The sequence below is a fragment of the Acidobacteriota bacterium genome (assembly GCA_016208495.1).
Lineage (GTDB): Bacteria > Acidobacteriota > Blastocatellia > Chloracidobacteriales > Chloracidobacteriaceae > JACQXX01.
This window is the reverse complement of the sequence record JACQXX010000070.1, coordinates 110,517-129,106: the sequence shown is the minus strand read 5'-3', so window position 1 is coordinate 129,106 and position 18,590 is coordinate 110,517. Positions and strand designations below refer to the sequence as shown.

The window sequence follows — 18,590 nt, the reverse complement described above, 5'->3', positions numbered from 1 at the left end:
GAACCCTGAACCCTGAACCCTGAACCCTAAAATGGTGCTGCTATGAAAAATCTGACCGTGCTCTATGACATCAACTGTGAGTTGTGCACCAGCATTCGAACCTGGCTTGAGAAGCAGCCAAAATATATCGAAATGCTGTTTGTCCCGGCAGCATCGGAGTTTGCCCGGCGTCGGTTTCCGGATTTAAACCACCCGGCGACGCTTCAGGATTTAACTGTGGTGAGCGACAAAGGTGATGTTTACTACGGGGCGAAGGGCTGGCTGATGTGTTTGTGGGCGCTGCGTGAATATCGCCACTGGTCATTGAAACTTGCAGCGCCAGAGTATTTGCCAACCGTGCGCCGGTTTGTTTCAATGATCTCGCGCAATCGGCACCGGTTTCGCCGCTCATCACTTTTTTGATCCTGGAGGCAAGTAACCCGTGGGAACACCGGCTGAGTCAACACCGAAACTTTCGAAATCTGAACAAACCCGCTCATTGATTTTACAAACCGCGCTGGATCTGTTTCGTGAACGCGGTTACGAAGAAACCACGATGCGGGCCATCGCCGAACGCGCCAATATTTCCCTGGGCAATACCTATTATTACTTTAAATCGAAAGAAGTCCTGATCCAGGAATTTTACGCCCACACCCACAGCGAACACGTCGCTGCCAGCGCGCCGGTTTTGGCCCAGGAAAAAACGCTCAAAGGCCGACTGCTCGGGGTGATGAAAGCTAAATTGACGACCATTCAACCGTATCACACCTTCTCTGGAGTGCTCTTTAAAACAGCAGCGGATCCAAAAAGTCCGCTCAATCCGTTCAGTGAAGACTCAGCCCGCACCCGTGAAGAAAGCACCGAACTTTTTGCCGAAGTGCTGCGCGGCGCCAAGGGAAAAGTGCCGCTGGAATTACAATCCGAACTGGCGAACCTGCTCTGGGTCTATCACATGGGCGTGGTGCTTTTTTGGATTCACGACAATTCTCCAGGTTGTCGGCGGACACATCTGCTGATTGACCACACGGTTGATATCATTGTGAAACTGATTGCACTGGCCAGCACGCCGCTGTTGATTCCACTGCGAAAGAAAATTCTGCGAATGATGACTGACCTGCGCCAGACCGCCGTGGAGATCGGAACACCAGATACACTGCCAGTTGAGCTGGAAGAATCAGAAGAATTTGAGGAAACCGACTCAGTGGCTGAATAATGACTTAGTACAAGTCCCCATAAAAAAGGGATGAAATAAAATCAAATGTGGTTTCCGCCCGAAGGGCGATGGAGAGTAGCCGGTGGGAAGCTGGCTTTGCAGCGCACCCACCGGAATCCAGGCCGCAAACTGATTCGCGCCCGGATGGGCGCTGGATTCAGCCAGCGAGAACGGATGATGAACCGGGCCGATGACCGGTTCCAGCGCCCATCCGGGCGCAAGGCTGGGTGGGTTGAACTCCGGTGGTATGCCCAAAGCGGCAAACCACCGGCTACTTTCCGCCGCCCTGCGGGCGAAAACCGAGTTGATTCGATCAAAGAACCAAATTCCATCCCCAATTTATGGGGACTTGTACTTAGAGACTATCTCAAGACACCAAAATAAAACCTGTTTGCCTGGTACTCCGGCAAGGGATTGGTTAGTTCAAGTTGAAAAAAATCAATTTATCGATAGTAAGGTTTTCAAGATAGCAATTATCAATTTGCCGACCGTATAAGAAGCAACCACACTAAAAATAAGAAAATAAACCACTAATAAACCGCATGTAGCTTTTTCACTTTCACTCGCTGACTTAAGTTGAGGAGAATCAGCGGATCGCCTCACTCGATTAAACGGATCAAGAGGTTTTGAGGTATGTTCAGGTAAATTCCTATTTTCGATCTCAATTTGGGGAACTGGATACCCACAAATAGAATTCAAAGTTTCAATAGCAGTAGATGTTGAACAATGGAAAAACTCTTTTTTCTTATTAACCCTATATCCTTGCTTTGTCAGAATTTGATGTACCTCTGTTTCTACTTTGACGCAATCACTTACCCGGACTTGGTGAATAACTTTAAAGGGGGTTGGAACTGAAGTTGACTGAGACAGTGTTTTTACACGCCCCTCTACATCTTGTGTCCGTCCAATCTTAATAACACTAGGCATTGACTCATTTGTTAGTATATAAACAAAACCTTCATTTCCCATACAACTCATCCTCATCCAACACTTTATAGAAGGTTTATCAACTCAAACTAATCTTTGCAAATAAGCTCACAGCCCATCACTGTCCTTAAACAAATCCGGCAGCGAGACTGGCCAGCTCAGACTGAGCAAACAGGTCATCAAGACCACGGCATTGTCATAAATCCATTCGTTCAATTTGTCGTTTTCCGGATCGTCGTCAAGTTCGAGTTCCCGCTCGATCAAATGGCGCAGGGCAAACTCATACTTCTTCATGTATCCATAGAATAATGGAGAAGAAAGAATGACACCGGCAATGTAGACGATCCAAAAGAGCCGCATGGCTTTGGTACTCCGCGTGGAATGTTGAACGTGAACGAGTGCCGGTAGCTTACCAACTTTTGCGCTCCTTGCACAGCGATTCCCTCCAAATATGCGGAAATAAGTGAGTTTTACCTCTAAAAGAAACCTTTGCGTCTGGTCGCATATCAGGCCAAAATGAAATCTGTGTCAATTGGTGAAGTGACACAGATTCCACCAAATGCTGGTGGCTTGCTTGCCTACACTCGCGCTGTTCATTTAAGAATGAGCATCGGAGGGAACCCTATGACGCAAACCAGCTCTGAATCTTCGCATCCTGAACTGCCCGGATATCGCCAAACCTGTTGCAACTGTGGAAGCGCCCTTGAACCGCACTGGACGTTTTGTATCACCTGCGGCCTCAAGCTCGACACCCCGGCGCTGGAATTTATTTCGCATATTGACTTCCTGCTGGCTGAGATCAATACCTGGCCGCAACGCAATCTGACCAATCAGTTTCTGCAGGAAAAAATTGGCACCTATTATCGAGGGTATCGGCAGCAGATTGTAGACCGGTTGCTCCAGAAAGCCCCAGCCAGGACGGAAACGGTTCCACACGCCCCACCGGTGGTGCCCCAGGCCCCCGTGACACCAGCTCCCCCAGGTCGTGCCGAGCAATTTGCAGCCAAACTTAGTGAAACTCCTCCGAAAAGCACCTCCGCTGAGCCACCAAAGACAGCCTACCCAGTTCCACCTCGCCCAATTCCACAACCCGAACCAGTTCCCGAAGTCAGTTTGCTGGAACGGCTGTCTGACCCGCAAATGCTCCGCTGGATGGTCTATAGCGGCGCTATGATGTTTGTGATCGGGACGATTATTTACTTGCGCGACGTCATTAGCCTGCAATTACAACGACCTGTGGTTCAGGCGGGCTTGCTGGCACTCCTGACGATGGCCACGTTTGGCGCGGGCGTGTGGCTCTTGCGCCGAACCCAGGAAGAACTCGCCGGACGCGGTTTGCTGCTGCTTGGGTCGCTTTTAGTACCCGCCAATCCATGGTTTCTGGTGCATTCTGGATTGATTGCCCGTGGCAACCGGGCCTGGATGGTGGGACTCCTGTGCGCGGTGCTGTATGCGACAACGGCGATGGTGCTCCGCGAAACACTGATGCTGTATCTGGCAATTCCAGCCTTGCTGGCCAGTGTGTATGGATTTTTGGGCGCGGTGGTTCACGCTCCGCCTGATGTCTATGCCGCCGTCACGGTTCTTTTTGCTGGCGGGCTGCTCGTGTTGGAACAAAAACTCCCCCAACTTGAGTCAGATCAAGATTTTGCTCGTGAAGTCCAAAAACCGTTTTTCATTTCAGGTCACCTGATCCTGGCGGCAGGATTGTTTGTCTATACCGGATTGTTCCGCTGGCTTCCGTTCGAAGTGCTGGCGGCACTCAATGCGGTGGCTGGCAATCTGGTTGGGACGATTTCACATCCAGCCTTGATTGGGGTCACGCTCGTCGGCACCGCGCTCTATGGAATGACCGCCTACACCCGGCAAAACTCTGCCTGGAGCTATCTTTCGACTGGGTTACTCCTCACGGTTGCCGTCAACGAACTCATCTGGTTTCACGCTCCGTTTGTCATCACGCTGCTCACTTTCGCGTTATGCGCCCTGGGGCTCCTGCTCGCTTCACGAACCGAAGTCATTTTCTCGTCAAACCAACGGCTGCGAATTCTGACTGAGCCAAACCATCAGGCCGCCTGGGTTCTGGCCGTACTGACCACAGTTTCGCCACTCTTCCCCATCTTGCATGCCTTTTTCACCGAGGATTTCAGTCTGGTTCAAGGCTGGTTCCGCACACCACTTGATGCGCTCTGGTTTGCGCTGACGGCGCTGGTCTTAACCACTTTTTTTGCGATTGGGACACGCTGGGCCAGTCAATCTGAAGCATTTCTGCGCATTGGCATCCTCTTTGGCACCAGCACTGCGTTTTTGATGAGCCTTTCAGGGCTGGCCGCTTTGCGGATGGCCTGGCCAACCATCGTCACCATTCCTGGGCTGGTCGTGATGTTGCTGGCACTGCCAACCACCGGGTTGTTTGTGGTGCCGCGCTGTGGACGCTGGCTGATTGAACCTGACCTGGAAGCCTGGGAAGATCGGCTTGAAACAGCAACCGAATGGCTCCGAGGCTCACTCTGTGTTTGGGAATGTCTGTTTGCCTTCAAAGCGCTGTTGATTGCCGATCATCTGATGTGGGATCAACCCTTTTATGGGTCAATCGCCTTCCTGGCAATTGGGGCCTGGATTGCGGCCTGGGTGATCACGGCTCAAACTCGATTGATTCAAAGCTGGATTGGGTTGGGAATTGGCGTGGCGCTGACCGGAAGTTTTTGCACGGCTGTGATTGGTGTTCAGAATCGGCTGCACTTTTCAAATGACCTGCGAACTGCCTTGTGGATGCTCGCCGGGTTTGGCCTTGCCGGATGCGCCATTCGCTTTCATCGTGAACCACAACTCGAAGAAGACAAAGAACTTCACCCACTTTCACCAGTTCATTATGTAACCGAACTGACCTGGGTCGCCCAGCTTGTGGCGCTTGGGTCAGCCGTTCTGGTCGGGTATGCGATGTTGTTTTCACCACGAATGGCGGCGATTGGCCTCGGAGTTGAACTGGCGACCCTGACGCTGGTGACTTCGCGGATGGTGAAAACGGAAGTGGAACTTGGGTGGTTGTGCCTGACGGCCTGGATGTCGTTGCTTGGGTCGTGGTGGCACGCAGTTTCTTTCCTCAAATTTCCTGATCGCTGGAGCTACCTTCCACAAACCATCATTTGGGCAACGGCAGGATATATACTGCTCTGGGCTGCACTTGACCGATTCCGAAAAGCCACAGAGCAGGAAGTTCTGGTCGCCAACGGTTTGCCTGAATATCAGACCAAAGCCGTTCGGCAGCGAATCATTGGTCAAACACTCTGGGCAGTCAGTTATGTGGTCCTGGCAGTAGGGCTGGAAATGCTGTTTTACACCTGGCCAAACCGCTCACATCCATTTTACCTGATCTGGCCAAGCGTCCTTCTGACGATAGAACTCGCCGGCCTGCTGTTGATTTGCGGGCACTGGATTCGCCAGAGACACCTGGGCATCGTGCATTTAATCGGCGGAATGGGTCTGATTGCGTTCGGCTATGCGGCGTTGATTGATTACTTGCCATTGAAAAATCAGCGATGGGAAATGCCATTGATTGCGCTCTGGCTGCTTGTCCAGCATGGATTTGCGCGGGTAGCTGCTTCTCAAAGCTGGACGGAAGACGAACGGTGGGCAAAAGCCGCCCGATTGACCAATGACCTGTGTGCCTTCCCGGTGCTGGTCGTCAACTTTTTCATTCTCCCAATGGCCGTGGTGGAATCATTCCCGGCCAAAGAAGCTGAGTTACTCACTTTCACGCTGATTACCGTTATCTGGGCCGGATGGGTGTTGAGTTCACAAACGACCTGGTACCACAAGATCGGGTTGGGGGTGTCGCTTTCGTCAACCTGGGCGGTGGTGCTCAATTATTTAGGAATCAAGCCAGCCTATTTCCCAGCCGCCTACCTGTTCCTTGGATTCCTGTTGCTGGTGCTGAGCCTTCAGCTCCTGCCACGTCTGAACCGCAACCGTGAAACATCCCACGTTTTGGCCAACCCGCTTGAGCACATCGGCCATTTCATCAGTCTGGTCTCGCTGGCGGGGCTGGTGGGACAGGCGCTGGTCTGGCTACCGGATATTCGTCGCGATGAGCAATATTTGCTGGTGGCGTTGATGCTCGGATTGCTCGCAACGACATTGATCAGCATCATCACCCGTGGAACAGCCTGGCGAAAATTCTATGCCCCGGCGAGTTACCTGCTGGGAGGGCTGTTCTATGTTCGGATGGGGTTGTTTTTGGGCTATGGGTTGTTCAGAGACATCGAAGTATTCAGCTTGCCGATTGGGGCCGCGCTGTTACTGGTCGGCTATCTGGGTCTGCGTCGAAGCGACGAAAACGAACAACTCAATCTGTTCTGCATCTGGCAAGGGAGTCTGCTTTTGTGCGGTCCAATGTTGCTGCATGCCCTGCATCTGCGGTTTGTAGCGCAACAGTCATCCCTGTGGATTGACATCGGTCTTGACACGGTGGCGCTAGGAATGATCGTGGTTGGAATCCTGTTGCAGCTTCGGGCGCCGGTCTTGCTCGGATTGGCCACGGCAATCTTTCATTTGACAGTGGTAACGCTGCACAGCGTGCCGTGGGGACAGATTCACTACGCGGTGTATCTGGCGGTTGTTGGAGCGGTGTTGTTTGGCTCAGGGTGGGCCATCAGTCGAAAACGGCGTGAACTTGAGGAATTTCAGGCGAATCTCCAGCAACAATTCGAAAACAGCCGTCGAACCCTATCAGGCTGGAGATAAACACCTGAGCATCGAGTTTTGTCAGTACCACCTGTGTCAGCGGGTGGGGGGTCTTTGTCAGTACCACCTGCATCAGCGGGTGGGTTTAGTCCCGCAGGGACGACATACCAATCGCCGGTGCGTCAGCCTTTTCACGTGCAGGTTTTTTGTTTGGGTTCGATCAGTATTGAGCCCATTCGTTCTCATCCTGGAAGGATGGAGCAAGTTTAGCCGGACAGTCTATAGATCTTCAGAAAAAGGTTCAGAGTATCGTCTTTAGACGAGAGGTTTTTTCTTCCGTCCCACCCGGCACGTCTCACGCCTGAAGGCGTTACTCTGAACAGAAATATTTATCTGATTCGTTTTTTAACGCTCCCTTATTTGAATTCGACACCTGCGTACACATCACTCACCGCCAGAGTGCCCCCAATTGCCTTCAAGGTTAAAGTGGCGGTCAGGTCTGCCGTGTCAAACCGTTTCCACTCGTGATTTTCCTGTTTGACGTAATGAGTGATCAGTGGCGCATTTTGTGCAATCAAGAGATATTCCCGCACCGTTTCAATAGCTTTGTAGGCTTCAAATTTTTCTTTTCGGTCAACGGCTTCCGTATATGGCGACAGAACTTCAACCACCAGTACCGGATTGGTCAAAACATCAATTCCAAAGATTTTTTCAAAGTTCGGAGTCCCACAAGCCACGCTGGCATCCGGGTAACGATATGGTGGGAGTAATGGTGTTTTGATTGGAATTTCAGTGTTGAACGGGGTACAGGCACTCTTTTTTAATTGAGCATGTAACTCCGCATGCACATTGCCGGTGATGCGTCCGTAGGCTTCGCTCCCGCCACTCATGCACACAATATCGCCATCCCAATATTCATACCGGGAATTTCCCACCCGTTCTAAAGCAAAATATTCTTCCAGCGTGTAAAAATGTTTGGGATGGGACGACATGGATTTTTCCTTTTGTTACCTGGACGCCCAGGTCCGACATAACATTCTGGCCAAAAATGAAGTTGGGAACTGCCAAATCTCGAATTGGGTGTTTTTATATAGCATGGTGATACTCAATCTGGAAACCATTGAAATCGAGGGTAGGCAGTTTCCTGTTCTCCATCTTTCACCCTTCATTCCTTCCGGTAGGGGCGGCTTCGCTTCGCTCCTGCTCCTCGGCTTCGTTCTCGCTCGCCGCGCCCCAAACCCAGGCAAAGCGTAAAAGGGTAAAAGTGCAAAGCGTTACCGAGCCGTCCTCACAAGGCGGAAACCCAGGTCGTTGTTGCGGGTGCCCGGCGTGTTGCGGGCACGATTCGCCGACCGACAGTAGATGGCGGTGTAGAACCAACTGCCGCCCCGATACACCCGGGCCGAGCCATCACTGGGACCTTTCGGATCGCTCCCAGCGCTCTTCGCGGAGTATCCGTTGTCATACCAGTCTTGACACCATTCCCACACGTTCCCGTGCATGTCGTACAGCCCCCATCCATTTGGTTTCTTTTGACCTACTGGGTGAGTTTTACTTTCTGAATTACCCTCATACCAACACATTTCATCCAAATTTCCCGCATAATCTCCTGTCGTCCCCGCTCGACACGCGTATTCCCATTGCGCCTCTGTCGGCAACTGGTAGGGTCCATCCCCTCTCCCATTCAGCGCCTTGATAAACCTTTGCACCTTGTCCCATGACACATTTTCCACTGGCAGGTCTTCTCCCTTAAAATATGACGGATTGCTTCCCATCACCGCTTGCCACTGCGCTTGTGTCACCTGATATTTTCCCAGGTAAAACGGCTGGCAGATCTTCACTTTATGCACTGGCTTTTCATCACCAAACTGGGTTGATCCCATTTGGAATTCTCCGGCTGGAATCAACACAAATTCTATCCCCAGACTGTTCTTGAATTCACTGGGAAGCTGAACCCGTGGTTGCGGTTCAACTCGTTTTGGTGGCGGCGGTGGCGGTCCTGATTTTCGACTAAATCCCTCGAATAACTTTCTCATCCCACCCAAAATCGGGTTTTCTGGATTGGGAGTCACGATAACCGGTGGCGGTGGAATCACCACCGGTTCAACTCGACGTTGATCTAATTGAAACCGCGGTTGATCCAGTGCCGTGAGCATTTCCGATGCGGTTTCATAACGGTCTTGAGGATACCTCTCCGTCGCCCGATTTAAGACTTCACTCAATTCCAGGCTGATACCTGTGGCATGAGGTCTCCAATTCAGGGTTCCTTTCCGACGATCTTGCATCTCGCTCAATCTTTTTCCAGTTAGCAACTGAATGGCGGTCATTCCCAAGGCATACAAATCGCTGCTATACATCGGATGTCCTGCCGCCTGCTCCAGCGGCATAAACACCGGGGTTCCCGCCAGAACTGAACTGGTTGGATTCCCAAATGCATCCAACTGAGTGACTTCCTTGACAACGCCGAAGTCTATCAATACTGGAAGAGTATCTTTCGTTCGCAGAATGATGTTGTCCGGCTTGATGTCTCGATGGATGATGTCCTGGCTGTGGATAAACTCCAATACCGGCAGGAGTCCCACCAAAATTCCACGCACCGCCGCTTCGGACAAGGGGCCTTGACTCGCGAGCTTTTGCGTTAGCGTAGGTCCTTCGATCAGTTCTTGAACCAGATAAAACTCGTTGTTTTCCACAATATGGGCATACAACCGTGGAATCTGTCGGTTTTTTTCGCCAAGAGATTCCAGTACCACAGCTTCCCGGTCAAACCGTTCTTTGGCCAGTTGAAAATCGCACGCTCCCGTTGGATTCAACCGCTTCACAACGCACCTTCGCTGTGATGGACTCTGGGTATCTTCCGCCAAAAAAGTTTCCCCAAAAGCACCTGAACCCAATTTCTCAATCAACAGATACCGATTGCTCAGCAATTTTGGCAACATGTCATCGTCTCCAGGAAATTCGATACACCAAGGATGTGTATCACCACCACCTGCGTCCGCAAGTAGTTGATAGCAACGTTTGACTCCTCTCTATCGTCAACTTCGCCGGCTGAGATTCAGGTGACTTCATATCGGTTAATTAACAACCTGGAGTCATTTGATTGGAAATCAGGTGGTTATAGAATTTCAGATAAAGAAACCACGGAATACACGGAATACACGGAAAATAAATCCAATTTTTTCAATGGTTTATGAGATTTCAAAAAATAGAAACTCAGGAAATATTTATCTGAAAAGCTATAGCTCATTCATAACTCATCCTTCATAATGAGTACAGGTGTCACGAGGTTTCGTTCGTCACGAGGAGCAGCACCGTCCAGAATCACAATTCCGGTCTTTCGTGCTGGCGTGTCACGTCCAACTGTCACAATAATGTTGCCGATCAGGCGTGGTACAGCCGCCGGACCCCGCACCACAATCCCGTTTCCGGCATTGTCATGCAGATAATTCGCCCGCAATACGGAAGAAACATTGCCGGTCATTTCAATCGCAGATTGCCTGGTTTGTGAAATTTCAAGATCTTCAACCTCAAGTGACCCACCGTTGATAAACAATCCGACTGCCAGCGGGGTTGTTTCTTCGCCCAGGATTTTGAATCCCGCAAAGCGTGCATTGGAAACCTGTTCGGCAATCACCGCCGCACCGGGAGTTGTCGTAGGGAGAATCACTGCTTTTCCAAATTCTTCCGAAATGACTGTAACTCCATTCTTGAGTTTAACTTGCTCACGATATTCGCCTGGAGCAACGGAAATCGTATCGCCAGCGCGGGCAACCAGGAGTGCTTCTGAAATTGTGGCAAATTGACGATCTGGACCAACCAGAAGAATCTTTGACACGGGAACTGGTTTGGAAATCGGCTTTGGCGGCAACTCCACTGGAAATCGTTTCCAAAAAACAGTTGAAAGTGCAATTCCAACCACAACACCAAAGACAAACAGCAACCAGCCTGGAATGGAAAACCGGCGAGGCCGTTTCGGAACCGGTGGTGAGAGCGGCAACACTTCAGTTAGAGGTATCACCTGAGATCGCACCGCTTTGGAAAAGCTTTCGCCTTCGACCACCACGACGGTGATGTTGTCCTTGCCGCCTTCGGCATTGGCGGCGGTAATGAGAGCCAGTGCTGTTTCGTGCGGGTTTCCAGCCGATTCCTGGACACAACTTCGAATTTGATCGGAGGTCACCACATCACTCAACCCATCACTACACAAAACCAGCGCACTTGACGGAGGAAACACAATTTCCGTGATTTCAATGAATGCCTCGTCATCTGGAGTATGGTCCTCAATGCCGACCTGCCGGTTGACCTGGTTCCGATCCGGATGGAGCATGGCATCCTGCTCAGTGAGGTCTCCGGCGTCTTCAAGTTCACCCACCGGCGAATGATCGTGCGTTACTTTGTGAATAGTGGTGGTTTGAGTTTGCTCATCAGCCGTGATCAGGTACAACCGCGTGTCTCCGACTTGCCCAATCGTCAACCGCTCTTGCTCCAGTACCGCAACCGTCAACACACAGGCCATCCCTGACCATTCCGGGTTTTCACTGGCACGGGCAAAGATGTTGTTGTTGGCAATCGTGATCGCTTCGCGGACTCGTCGTTCAGGCGTACCGACCCGGCGGTGTAATCGAGCCGAAAGGGAATCAGCGGCAATCTGGGCGGCAATCTCTCCGGCAGCCTGGCCGCCAACCCCATCAACCACAAAAAAGTACCCGGCATCAGGGGTGGATCCAAATCGATCTTCGTTGTTGGCACGAATCAAGCCGGGGTCCGTCGCCCCAGCGGAGGCAACCGGACGGATACCTGAATTGAGCGCAGGGGGACTTAGGGTCATTGACACACCTCAAACTCCAGAAAAACGACATCCGCCAGCCCAATTCGGCAACTCTCAGGAAGCGGAACTTCGACATTGCGATCCCGTCGGGGGGTTCCATTATCTAAACTTGGTGGGATTCGTTGTCCATTGACGGTCGTTCCATTTGAACTGGTGTCTTTGATAAAGAACTTGCCTGTCGTTGGGTCACGCCTCAGCCGGATATGCTCGCTCGATACCATTTTGGTATCCGCTTCAAACGGGGCAATAATCCGGAAATCAACCCAGCAATTCGGACCGCCGCGACCAATTACAATATCGTCTTTGCGAATTGAAAGCACCTTCGGCCCAGTTTTGCTCTCATATCGAAGAACTGCAAATGGGCGGACACCAGATTGCGCAAACGGGACGCTGCCACCATCTCGGACATGAGTTTGTTCTTCAGCCAGCGCAGGACCAACCGGTTGGCGGCTTTTCGGAGACATAGCAGTCCGGGTAGTCCCTGTTCCCTGGCGCATTTCAGTCATGACGGTCTCCTGGCCACCACGATTGGTTTTTACATTGTGGGCAAACTGTGAGTGGATTTCGATTTCACCTGGGAGAAACTCGGCCTCGGTGGCGATGTGAAAAATGATTTGCCAGCCACTGACCGGTTTGCGATACGGGAGCGTTTCCCCTAATTTGTCAGTCCCGCCTCGAAACATCCCCTTCAATCGGTCAAGCGGCTTTGGCGTTTGCAACTGGTTTGACCGGTCGATTTCATTTTCCAACGCCTGTTTGGCATCGGTGGCGATATCTCCTTGAATCGCGGCCAGCCGGGTATGGTCTTCAATATGAAGGTAAACGTTATAAATCCCTGGGACCAGAACATCGCGGGTGAGGGGTTCGGCACTCTCACGCATATTTTTCAGAATCTCAAAAACGATATCACGTCCAGTTGCTCGCTCGGGCATTGGTCAGCTCCTTTTTTTCTGTCTATCACAACCTTCAACCATTTTCTTCAACAGACACTTACCGTCAAGGCAACCACCAGGCAAAATAAACAGCGGGCTATGCGGTTTCTTCAAGGATACTGAATTTGACTCGTGCCCGTCCAAAGTAGATTTCGTCCCCATTGTGGAGTGCCACACCCCGTGGGTCATTGGCAATCACCTGGATGGTTTGATTGTTCCGGAAAATGCTGGTTCTCTTACTACTTCCCTCATCACAGAGCCGAAAGTGATCTTCGCTTGATACATAGACAATCCGGGCATGCTCACGACTGACTGTTTTGTTTATATGCGTCCCATCATCTTCAAACGCCAGATCGTTTCTCCGAATAATCCGCCCAGCGGTATCTTTGACTTCGGGAGTGCGTCCAATGAAAAATGGAGATTTGGTAATATCTGAAGCCGAGACACCAGCCGTACCATCCATTACCTCAAGTCTGGCGGGGGGAACCTGGGGGCCAAGTCTTCCGGTTTTTGCTATCACCTGTGGGGTTGCCGATAACTCAATCACATACCCGTTCCGACCAATCTCAGCCGTATCTGGTGCCGCCCGAGCGACCAATACCTGGAGTTGGGTGGTGTCACACCCTGATTTTTGCAAGCGTTGCTTGATCGAAGTCTCCAGACGCTTTTCCTGGATAAAGGCAGCTTGCAGAACGGCCCAGTGGGCATCATCCGCTGCCGCCAGTTGAACCTGAATCACAGGATGGGGAAATATCTTGTGTCCATTGCCAATGGGCTGAATGTAGGACTCAACTTCGTATAAAATATCGTCCAGGATTTCGAGTGGCTGGCGGTGTCTGCCTCCAAATAGTTTATCAAAAATACCCATAATGCCTCACGTAATGAATTCTGGTGGTTTCGTGTTTTGTGATACCAATTCGGGTTCAAGATACCGGGTTCCGGTTGCGGGGAAATCCAATTTTTCCAGTTCTTTCGCTTCCTGGTCATATGAGGATGCCATTCCTAAACCAGAGTGTTTGGTTTCTCTGAATCTTTCTTTCTGATACTCAGAAAGAAAAAAAGCCAGGCACAGCCAAACGAAATCAAAAACAATCCAATCGCAACCCAAAAATGTGTATTTTCTTCTTTGGTATGTTGAAACCCGAAAAATTGCCAGCTCCCTAACAGAGCAAACAAAAGGGATACAATCAAAAAAACTGGACGCAGGACCGAACTTCCACCTGATTCGTTGGATATGTCCTCATCAAAAGCGGCAAAGAGCTGGATGGGCTGGCTTTTGGGTGACTCAAGTGAACCTGACAACGGTGCTGGAGGTTTGGCAATTCGGAATGTCTTTACCTCATTGGTGGCTTGAGCATCTTTCACACGTGGTGACAGCGCTGAATTGGCGACTATGGGACGTTGGACAGTTCGCTCATCTTCCGGGCGAGCCTGGTCCAAAGCTAAGCGCATTTCGGAAGCTGTGGCATATCGTTCTCGATAGTTTTCCCTCACCACTTTATCTAAGACACCTGCCAGTTGGGCGCTTACCCGTGGAGCGTATCGACGCCACACAAATTCTCCTGTCTCAAGATCGTGCAGTTCGGTTGGGGATTTACCGGTGAGTGCGAAAATAGCGGTCATCCCAAGCGCATACAAATCGCTGGCATAGATCGCTTTTCCTTTCCATTGTTCATCTGGTGTGTAGCCTTCGGTTCCCGTCGTGCTTCTTGATTGGGCGTATGCCTGCTGACCGCCGGCCAGCGTTGTCAACTGTCGTTTCACAATTCCATAGTCAATCAACACCGGAGTGCCGTCATTCCGAATAATGATGTTGGCTGGCTTAATATCTCGATGAATTACTTTTCGGGCGTGGACATATTCCAATGTCATCAATAATGCCCGCAAAATCCGCCCCCAGACTTCCGATTCATCCAAAGGCCCAGTTTGGCTTACCTTTCTGTCCAGAGCGATGCCGTTAACATATTCCATCGCCAGGTAAAAATCCTCCCCTTCATTAAAATACGCATAAAGTTCCGGCACCCGGCCCTGGGATCCTTTTCCCAATTCTTCCAAGATTTGTGCTTCCTGAGCAAAAAGCCGCTGCGCCTCTTCTAAAAGCATGCCCTCCACAGGCTTCAATCGCTTGATCACACACCGGCGCCGCGAAGGTAAATCGGTGTCTTCAGCTAAAAAGGTTTCCCCAAACCCACCGACCCCAAGCCGACTGATTACTTTGTACCGATTTTTTAGGAGCATAGTAACCATCCCAGTTTTGTTCCAATCCCTCTTTTTAGACCTGGCCCATCATTCTTGTGAAATGTACTGACGCTCACGAGCCACTTCGACGACTTGTTTGGCAACTGGCGCGGCATATTTGCTGCCATAGCCGCTATTTTCGATCAACACGCTAAAAGCAATCTGACGGGCTGGCGGTTCGCCGAAAGGCGCAAACCCGACAAACCAGGAATGTGATTTTCTGCCGCGCCCAGCTTCCGCCGTTCCCGTCTTGCCAGCAATCAGGATTGAGGAGTTTGCCAAAACTTTTCCGGTTCCTTCGGTGACAACACCGCGGAGTGCCCGTGCCAGCAGTTGCGCCGAAGCCATCGGGACAATTTCCCGTGGCTCATCGGTTCGCTGGTTGCTTTCATCAATGACCCATTTCCCAAACGGCATCTTGCCATGGTTGGCGACGGTGGATGCGACTTTTGCCATTTGAAATGGTGAAGCGGTGATTTCTCCCTGCCCATAAGCTGATTGTGGCAGGGTTTTGCCTAATTCCTCTGCCGTATTTGGGTTCCCGGCGCTGATGTTGAATTTGCTCATCGTGTCAAACAACCGTGGCGCTCCGATGCGAACTCCGAGTTGAGCAAAGTAGGCATTGCACGACACAACCATTCCACGTTCCAGGTTGACCGACCCGTGGGCTGACTTGTCTCCGATATCATCACGGGTCGGATCTCCCCAGCCCGGAATTTTGAACCCAACCCGGCCATCTCCAAGAGGAACACATTGAAAAACAGCCTTTTCATCATTGGGCATGGCGGCCATGGCCGTCACCAGCTTGAAGGTCGAGCCCGGCGGGAACGTCCCAAATCGCGCCCGGTCAATCAACATCGCCCCCAGATTTTTCAGATTTTCCGCTCGAATCTCTTCACGGCGTTTCTCACTGGCGTTTTTTGGCGTCTGTATCGGCTTAAGTTCACCAGGCCACGGATACCCGACCGAAGCCAGCAATTCACCAGTTTCCGGCGACATCACAACCACTGAACCACGCTTGAGCTTCTGGTCTTTGGCAATGGCTTCCCGAAGAATTACCGCGACTTTTTGCTGCAACCCAATATCAATTGACATCCGCACATCCCGCTTGCGGTTTAAAAACTCCTTCATCGCGGGATGGTCAGGCTGGTGGCGATGGTGTAAAACACCAATCAGGTCGTGAAAATCCTGGCGCGTGATCGGAACATGAGCTTCAATCCGCGAATCATACCGACGGATTCGTTCGGGGTAACTGCTGTAGCCCTGCAACCGGTCGTTGTAATCCTTTTCAATATAGTCTGTGTTGGCAGCCGCCCAGTTGGTCCGGGTTCGCCAGTTTCCAAGCAAATGAAACAGCAGATCACCAAATGGATAATGTCGCAGGTCGCTTCGCTGGCAAACATGGTCTACGGCAACACCTAACTCTTGATATTTCTTTCGGTTCCGTTCGATTTCCTCCCAGTTGCTGGTTGCTAATGGAATCCCATTCCGGTCATAAATCGCGCCCCGTGGCACCAACTGGGCAATGCTGGTCAGGCGTGGATTGTACACATAGTCGCGTTTGGCATAGGGACGACCACGCGAACCAAATCCATACTTTCGCAGAAAGTCATCTTTGAATTTGGCTTCAAAATCTTCATTTTTCTTGTCACCAGCATCGTCTTCATCAGTGGCGGAAGTATCTGGCAACCCGGCTTTTTTGCGGGCGGCGGCCAGTTCGTGTTTGTAAACTTCAGCTTTGTAGTCAGCCAATTCATCCGCCGAGTAGGGTTCGCTCCGAACAACCAGTGCTCCCGCGATCATGATTTCATCCGCATTGATGACCTGGACAGAAGCGGCTTTCCCAACAATAACCAGCAATGCCATGCCCAGAACCAATGTCACAACACCAGCTTGTCGGTGGAAAGGTTCGGTGTCTTCTGGTTTTCCAGTTCGTGACGAAATCAACAACAACAATCCGACGATGACACAATTGGCCAGCATCGAGGATTTCCCGTGGCTCAAAAACGGAGACACGACCCCGGAAAGCGGTATCAAACCCAGAATACCACCTGAGATCAGAATGATTTGATAGGCAGTGAGCAATGTCAGCCCAAGCGCCAAAAAGAAGTCATACTTTTCCGCCGCCGTCAGGGCAATGCGGATACCTCGCCAGAGCAAAACCGCATACAGTCCATAAACAATGAGAATACCTGCAAATCCTAGCTGCTCACCAACCACTGAAATAATCAAGTCGGTGTACCCGGCTGGGATCACCCGTGCGTCACCGTAGCCCACCCCACTTCCGGTCAATCCTCCCGTGGAAAAAGCCCAGAGCGCATGGGCGACCTGTTCGCCGCCACGCACATAGTTGTCAAACGGCGAGAGCATCATATTGACCCGATCCACCACGGTCGGAGGCGAGCCAAGTTTGTACCCTCCCCAAAATCCAAGCACAATCACCGCGAGTCCGAATATCGAAAGAACAGATCGTCCACGGGCGACAGCATACAGGGTCAAAAAGGTGCATGACACAATCAGTGCCGGTCCTAAATCCTTTTGAAAGAAGAAAAAGACCATGGCGACCCCAACTCCGGCCATCACGGGGAGTGAATCTTGGATTCGAGGAATATTGACCGCTCGCAATGCCCTGGGCAGTAAGGACGTGCGGTGTTGCAATTCGCGGAGTTTTTCCCAATTGCGTCCGAAGATTCCGGCCAGAAAGAACACCAGGGCAATTTTGATGGCTTCGACGGGTTGGAATCCCAGCAGGTTCACTTTGACATCCGGGCTTCCTTCCGGGCCTTGTCCAAACAAAAGCAGCGCTGCCGACAACCCTATGGCAACAGCCAGCCAACCCCAGGAAGCAGTTTTTGATCGGCGAAATTTGTCCAGGTCAATGAAGGAAACCGCTATGATTCCGATACACCCAGCCACAATCCCCAGGGCAAAGCCTTCAAATTCCATTCGATCCCGGAGTGGGTCTTTCAAGCTGACGCTCATCAGCAACCCAAGTCCGGTCAGCGTGTGCAAAATCGGGAACAACCAGACATCGGAGTTGCCTTTTTTCCACCACCAAAAGAGTTGTGTCACATACATACTAACCAGATACAGACCAATCATTTGCCAGTAGCCGGAGATAAATTGCCATGGAGCGCGGACCACGACGTCATCCTTGATCCGGGAAATGTCAGATAAGAGTCGAACTGAAACTTCTGGCTCTGGAGGCGCAACTTCTTCAGCCCGTGGCGAAACAATACCCAGGATTTCCAAAAGACGAATGTACCATTTGACCGGCTTCGGCTGTTTTGCGGCTTCGTCACGTTTGAGTTTGGCTTCATCGGCAGCCTTTTTCGCCTCATCAAAGCGGCGACGAAACTCCGGAGCGTCTGGAGGCAGGTCGTTTTCCCGATAGCGAACTTTTGCGAGCTGACCGACATTGGCCAGCCGGTTGTTCCGGGTGTATTCATAAATGATTCCGGCGGCAAATTCACGGTCTTTATCACTTTCCAGAAAATCAAGAATCGGAAGGATTTCCTTGGAAGATGTCACCGCATTGAGGTTCACCGGAGTCTGCCGTTGTGGTTTGATCTTTTCCTGTTCTTTGAGGGTAGCCGAAACATCAGTGAAATTGTATTCCACTTCCTGAACAGCTTTGACCTTCCAGGCTCCATAGCCAAAGAGGAGAGAAACAATCAATGAAAGAACAAGATTGACGGGAATGAAAACTGGGGCTGGATGCTGGTTCAGTTGTCTTTGGGTGCGGTCTGCGGCGGTGCTGCGAGTAATGGCCATAGGAGATTACCGATTCAGG

At 51.2% G+C, this 18,590-nt stretch carries 12 protein-coding genes and 1 pseudogene; 4 read left to right on the top strand and 9 right to left on the bottom strand.

Translation table 11 applies throughout. The features are described 5' to 3' along the window. Positions 1 to 42 precede the first annotated feature (42 nt). From HY774_13240 to HY774_13230, 3 genes and pseudogenes are all read left to right on the top strand, one after another. Positions 43 to 402, top strand: a complete 360-nt coding sequence (locus HY774_13240; GenBank protein MBI4749448.1) for a DUF393 domain-containing protein — start codon at positions 43 to 45, stop codon at positions 400 to 402. 52 nt (positions 403 to 454) lie between these two features. Then, a pseudogene (locus HY774_13235) lies at positions 455 to 1,192 on the top strand (TetR family transcriptional regulator). A 45-nt stretch (positions 1,193 to 1,237) separates the two neighbouring features. Beyond that, positions 1,238 to 1,576 (top strand): hypothetical protein, encoded by a 339-nt coding sequence (locus HY774_13230; GenBank protein MBI4749447.1) that lies wholly within the window; start codon positions 1,238 to 1,240, stop codon positions 1,574 to 1,576. A 54-nt stretch (positions 1,577 to 1,630) separates the two neighbouring features. On the opposite strand, the gene HY774_13225 is transcribed toward HY774_13230, so the two are convergent. Then, positions 1,631 to 2,161, bottom strand: coding sequence for a GIY-YIG nuclease family protein (locus HY774_13225; protein MBI4749446.1), 531 nt, complete (start codon positions 2,159 to 2,161; stop codon positions 1,631 to 1,633). A gap of 66 nt (positions 2,162 to 2,227) precedes the next feature. Beyond that, complete coding sequence (locus HY774_13220) at positions 2,228 to 2,479, bottom strand: hypothetical protein (GenBank protein MBI4749445.1); 252 nt, start codon at positions 2,477 to 2,479, stop codon at positions 2,228 to 2,230. A gap of 156 nt (positions 2,480 to 2,635) precedes the next feature. Here HY774_13220 and HY774_13215 point away from each other — a divergent pair, with 156 nt between their 5' ends. After that, positions 2,636 to 6,859, top strand: coding sequence for a hypothetical protein (locus HY774_13215; protein MBI4749444.1), 4,224 nt, complete (start codon positions 2,636 to 2,638; stop codon positions 6,857 to 6,859). A 356-nt stretch (positions 6,860 to 7,215) separates the two neighbouring features. Here HY774_13215 and HY774_13210 read toward each other — a convergent pair whose 3' ends face one another. From HY774_13210 to HY774_13180, 7 genes are all read right to left on the bottom strand, one after another. Continuing rightward, positions 7,216 to 7,791, bottom strand: coding sequence for a Uma2 family endonuclease (locus tag HY774_13210; GenBank protein ID MBI4749443.1), 576 nt, complete (start codon positions 7,789 to 7,791; stop codon positions 7,216 to 7,218). A 282-nt stretch (positions 7,792 to 8,073) separates the two neighbouring features. Further along, positions 8,074 to 9,738: an SUMF1/EgtB/PvdO family nonheme iron enzyme gene (locus tag HY774_13205; protein ID MBI4749442.1), complete on the bottom strand. Its 1,665-nt coding sequence runs from the start codon at positions 9,736 to 9,738 to the stop codon at positions 8,074 to 8,076. A gap of 308 nt (positions 9,739 to 10,046) precedes the next feature. Beyond that, complete coding sequence (locus HY774_13200) at positions 10,047 to 11,627, bottom strand: protein phosphatase 2C domain-containing protein (protein ID MBI4749441.1); 1,581 nt, start codon at positions 11,625 to 11,627, stop codon at positions 10,047 to 10,049. After that, entirely contained in the window at positions 11,624 to 12,559 is a 936-nt protein-coding gene (locus HY774_13195; GenBank protein ID MBI4749440.1) for an FHA domain-containing protein, read from the bottom strand. Before HY774_13195 ends, HY774_13200 begins: the two co-directional genes overlap by 4 nt. A gap of 97 nt (positions 12,560 to 12,656) precedes the next feature. Continuing rightward, positions 12,657 to 13,427, bottom strand: a complete 771-nt coding sequence (locus HY774_13190) for an FHA domain-containing protein (protein MBI4749439.1) — start codon at positions 13,425 to 13,427, stop codon at positions 12,657 to 12,659. 134 nt (positions 13,428 to 13,561) lie between these two features. Continuing rightward, entirely contained in the window at positions 13,562 to 14,797 is a 1,236-nt protein-coding gene (locus tag HY774_13185; protein MBI4749438.1) for a serine/threonine protein kinase, read from the bottom strand. Between the two features lie 48 nt (positions 14,798 to 14,845). Then, positions 14,846 to 18,571 carry an FtsW/RodA/SpoVE family cell cycle protein gene (locus tag HY774_13180; protein ID MBI4749437.1) on the bottom strand — a complete coding sequence of 1,242 codons (3,726 nt, stop codon included), beginning with the start codon at positions 18,569 to 18,571 and terminating at the stop codon, positions 14,846 to 14,848. Positions 18,572 to 18,590 lie beyond the last annotated feature (19 nt).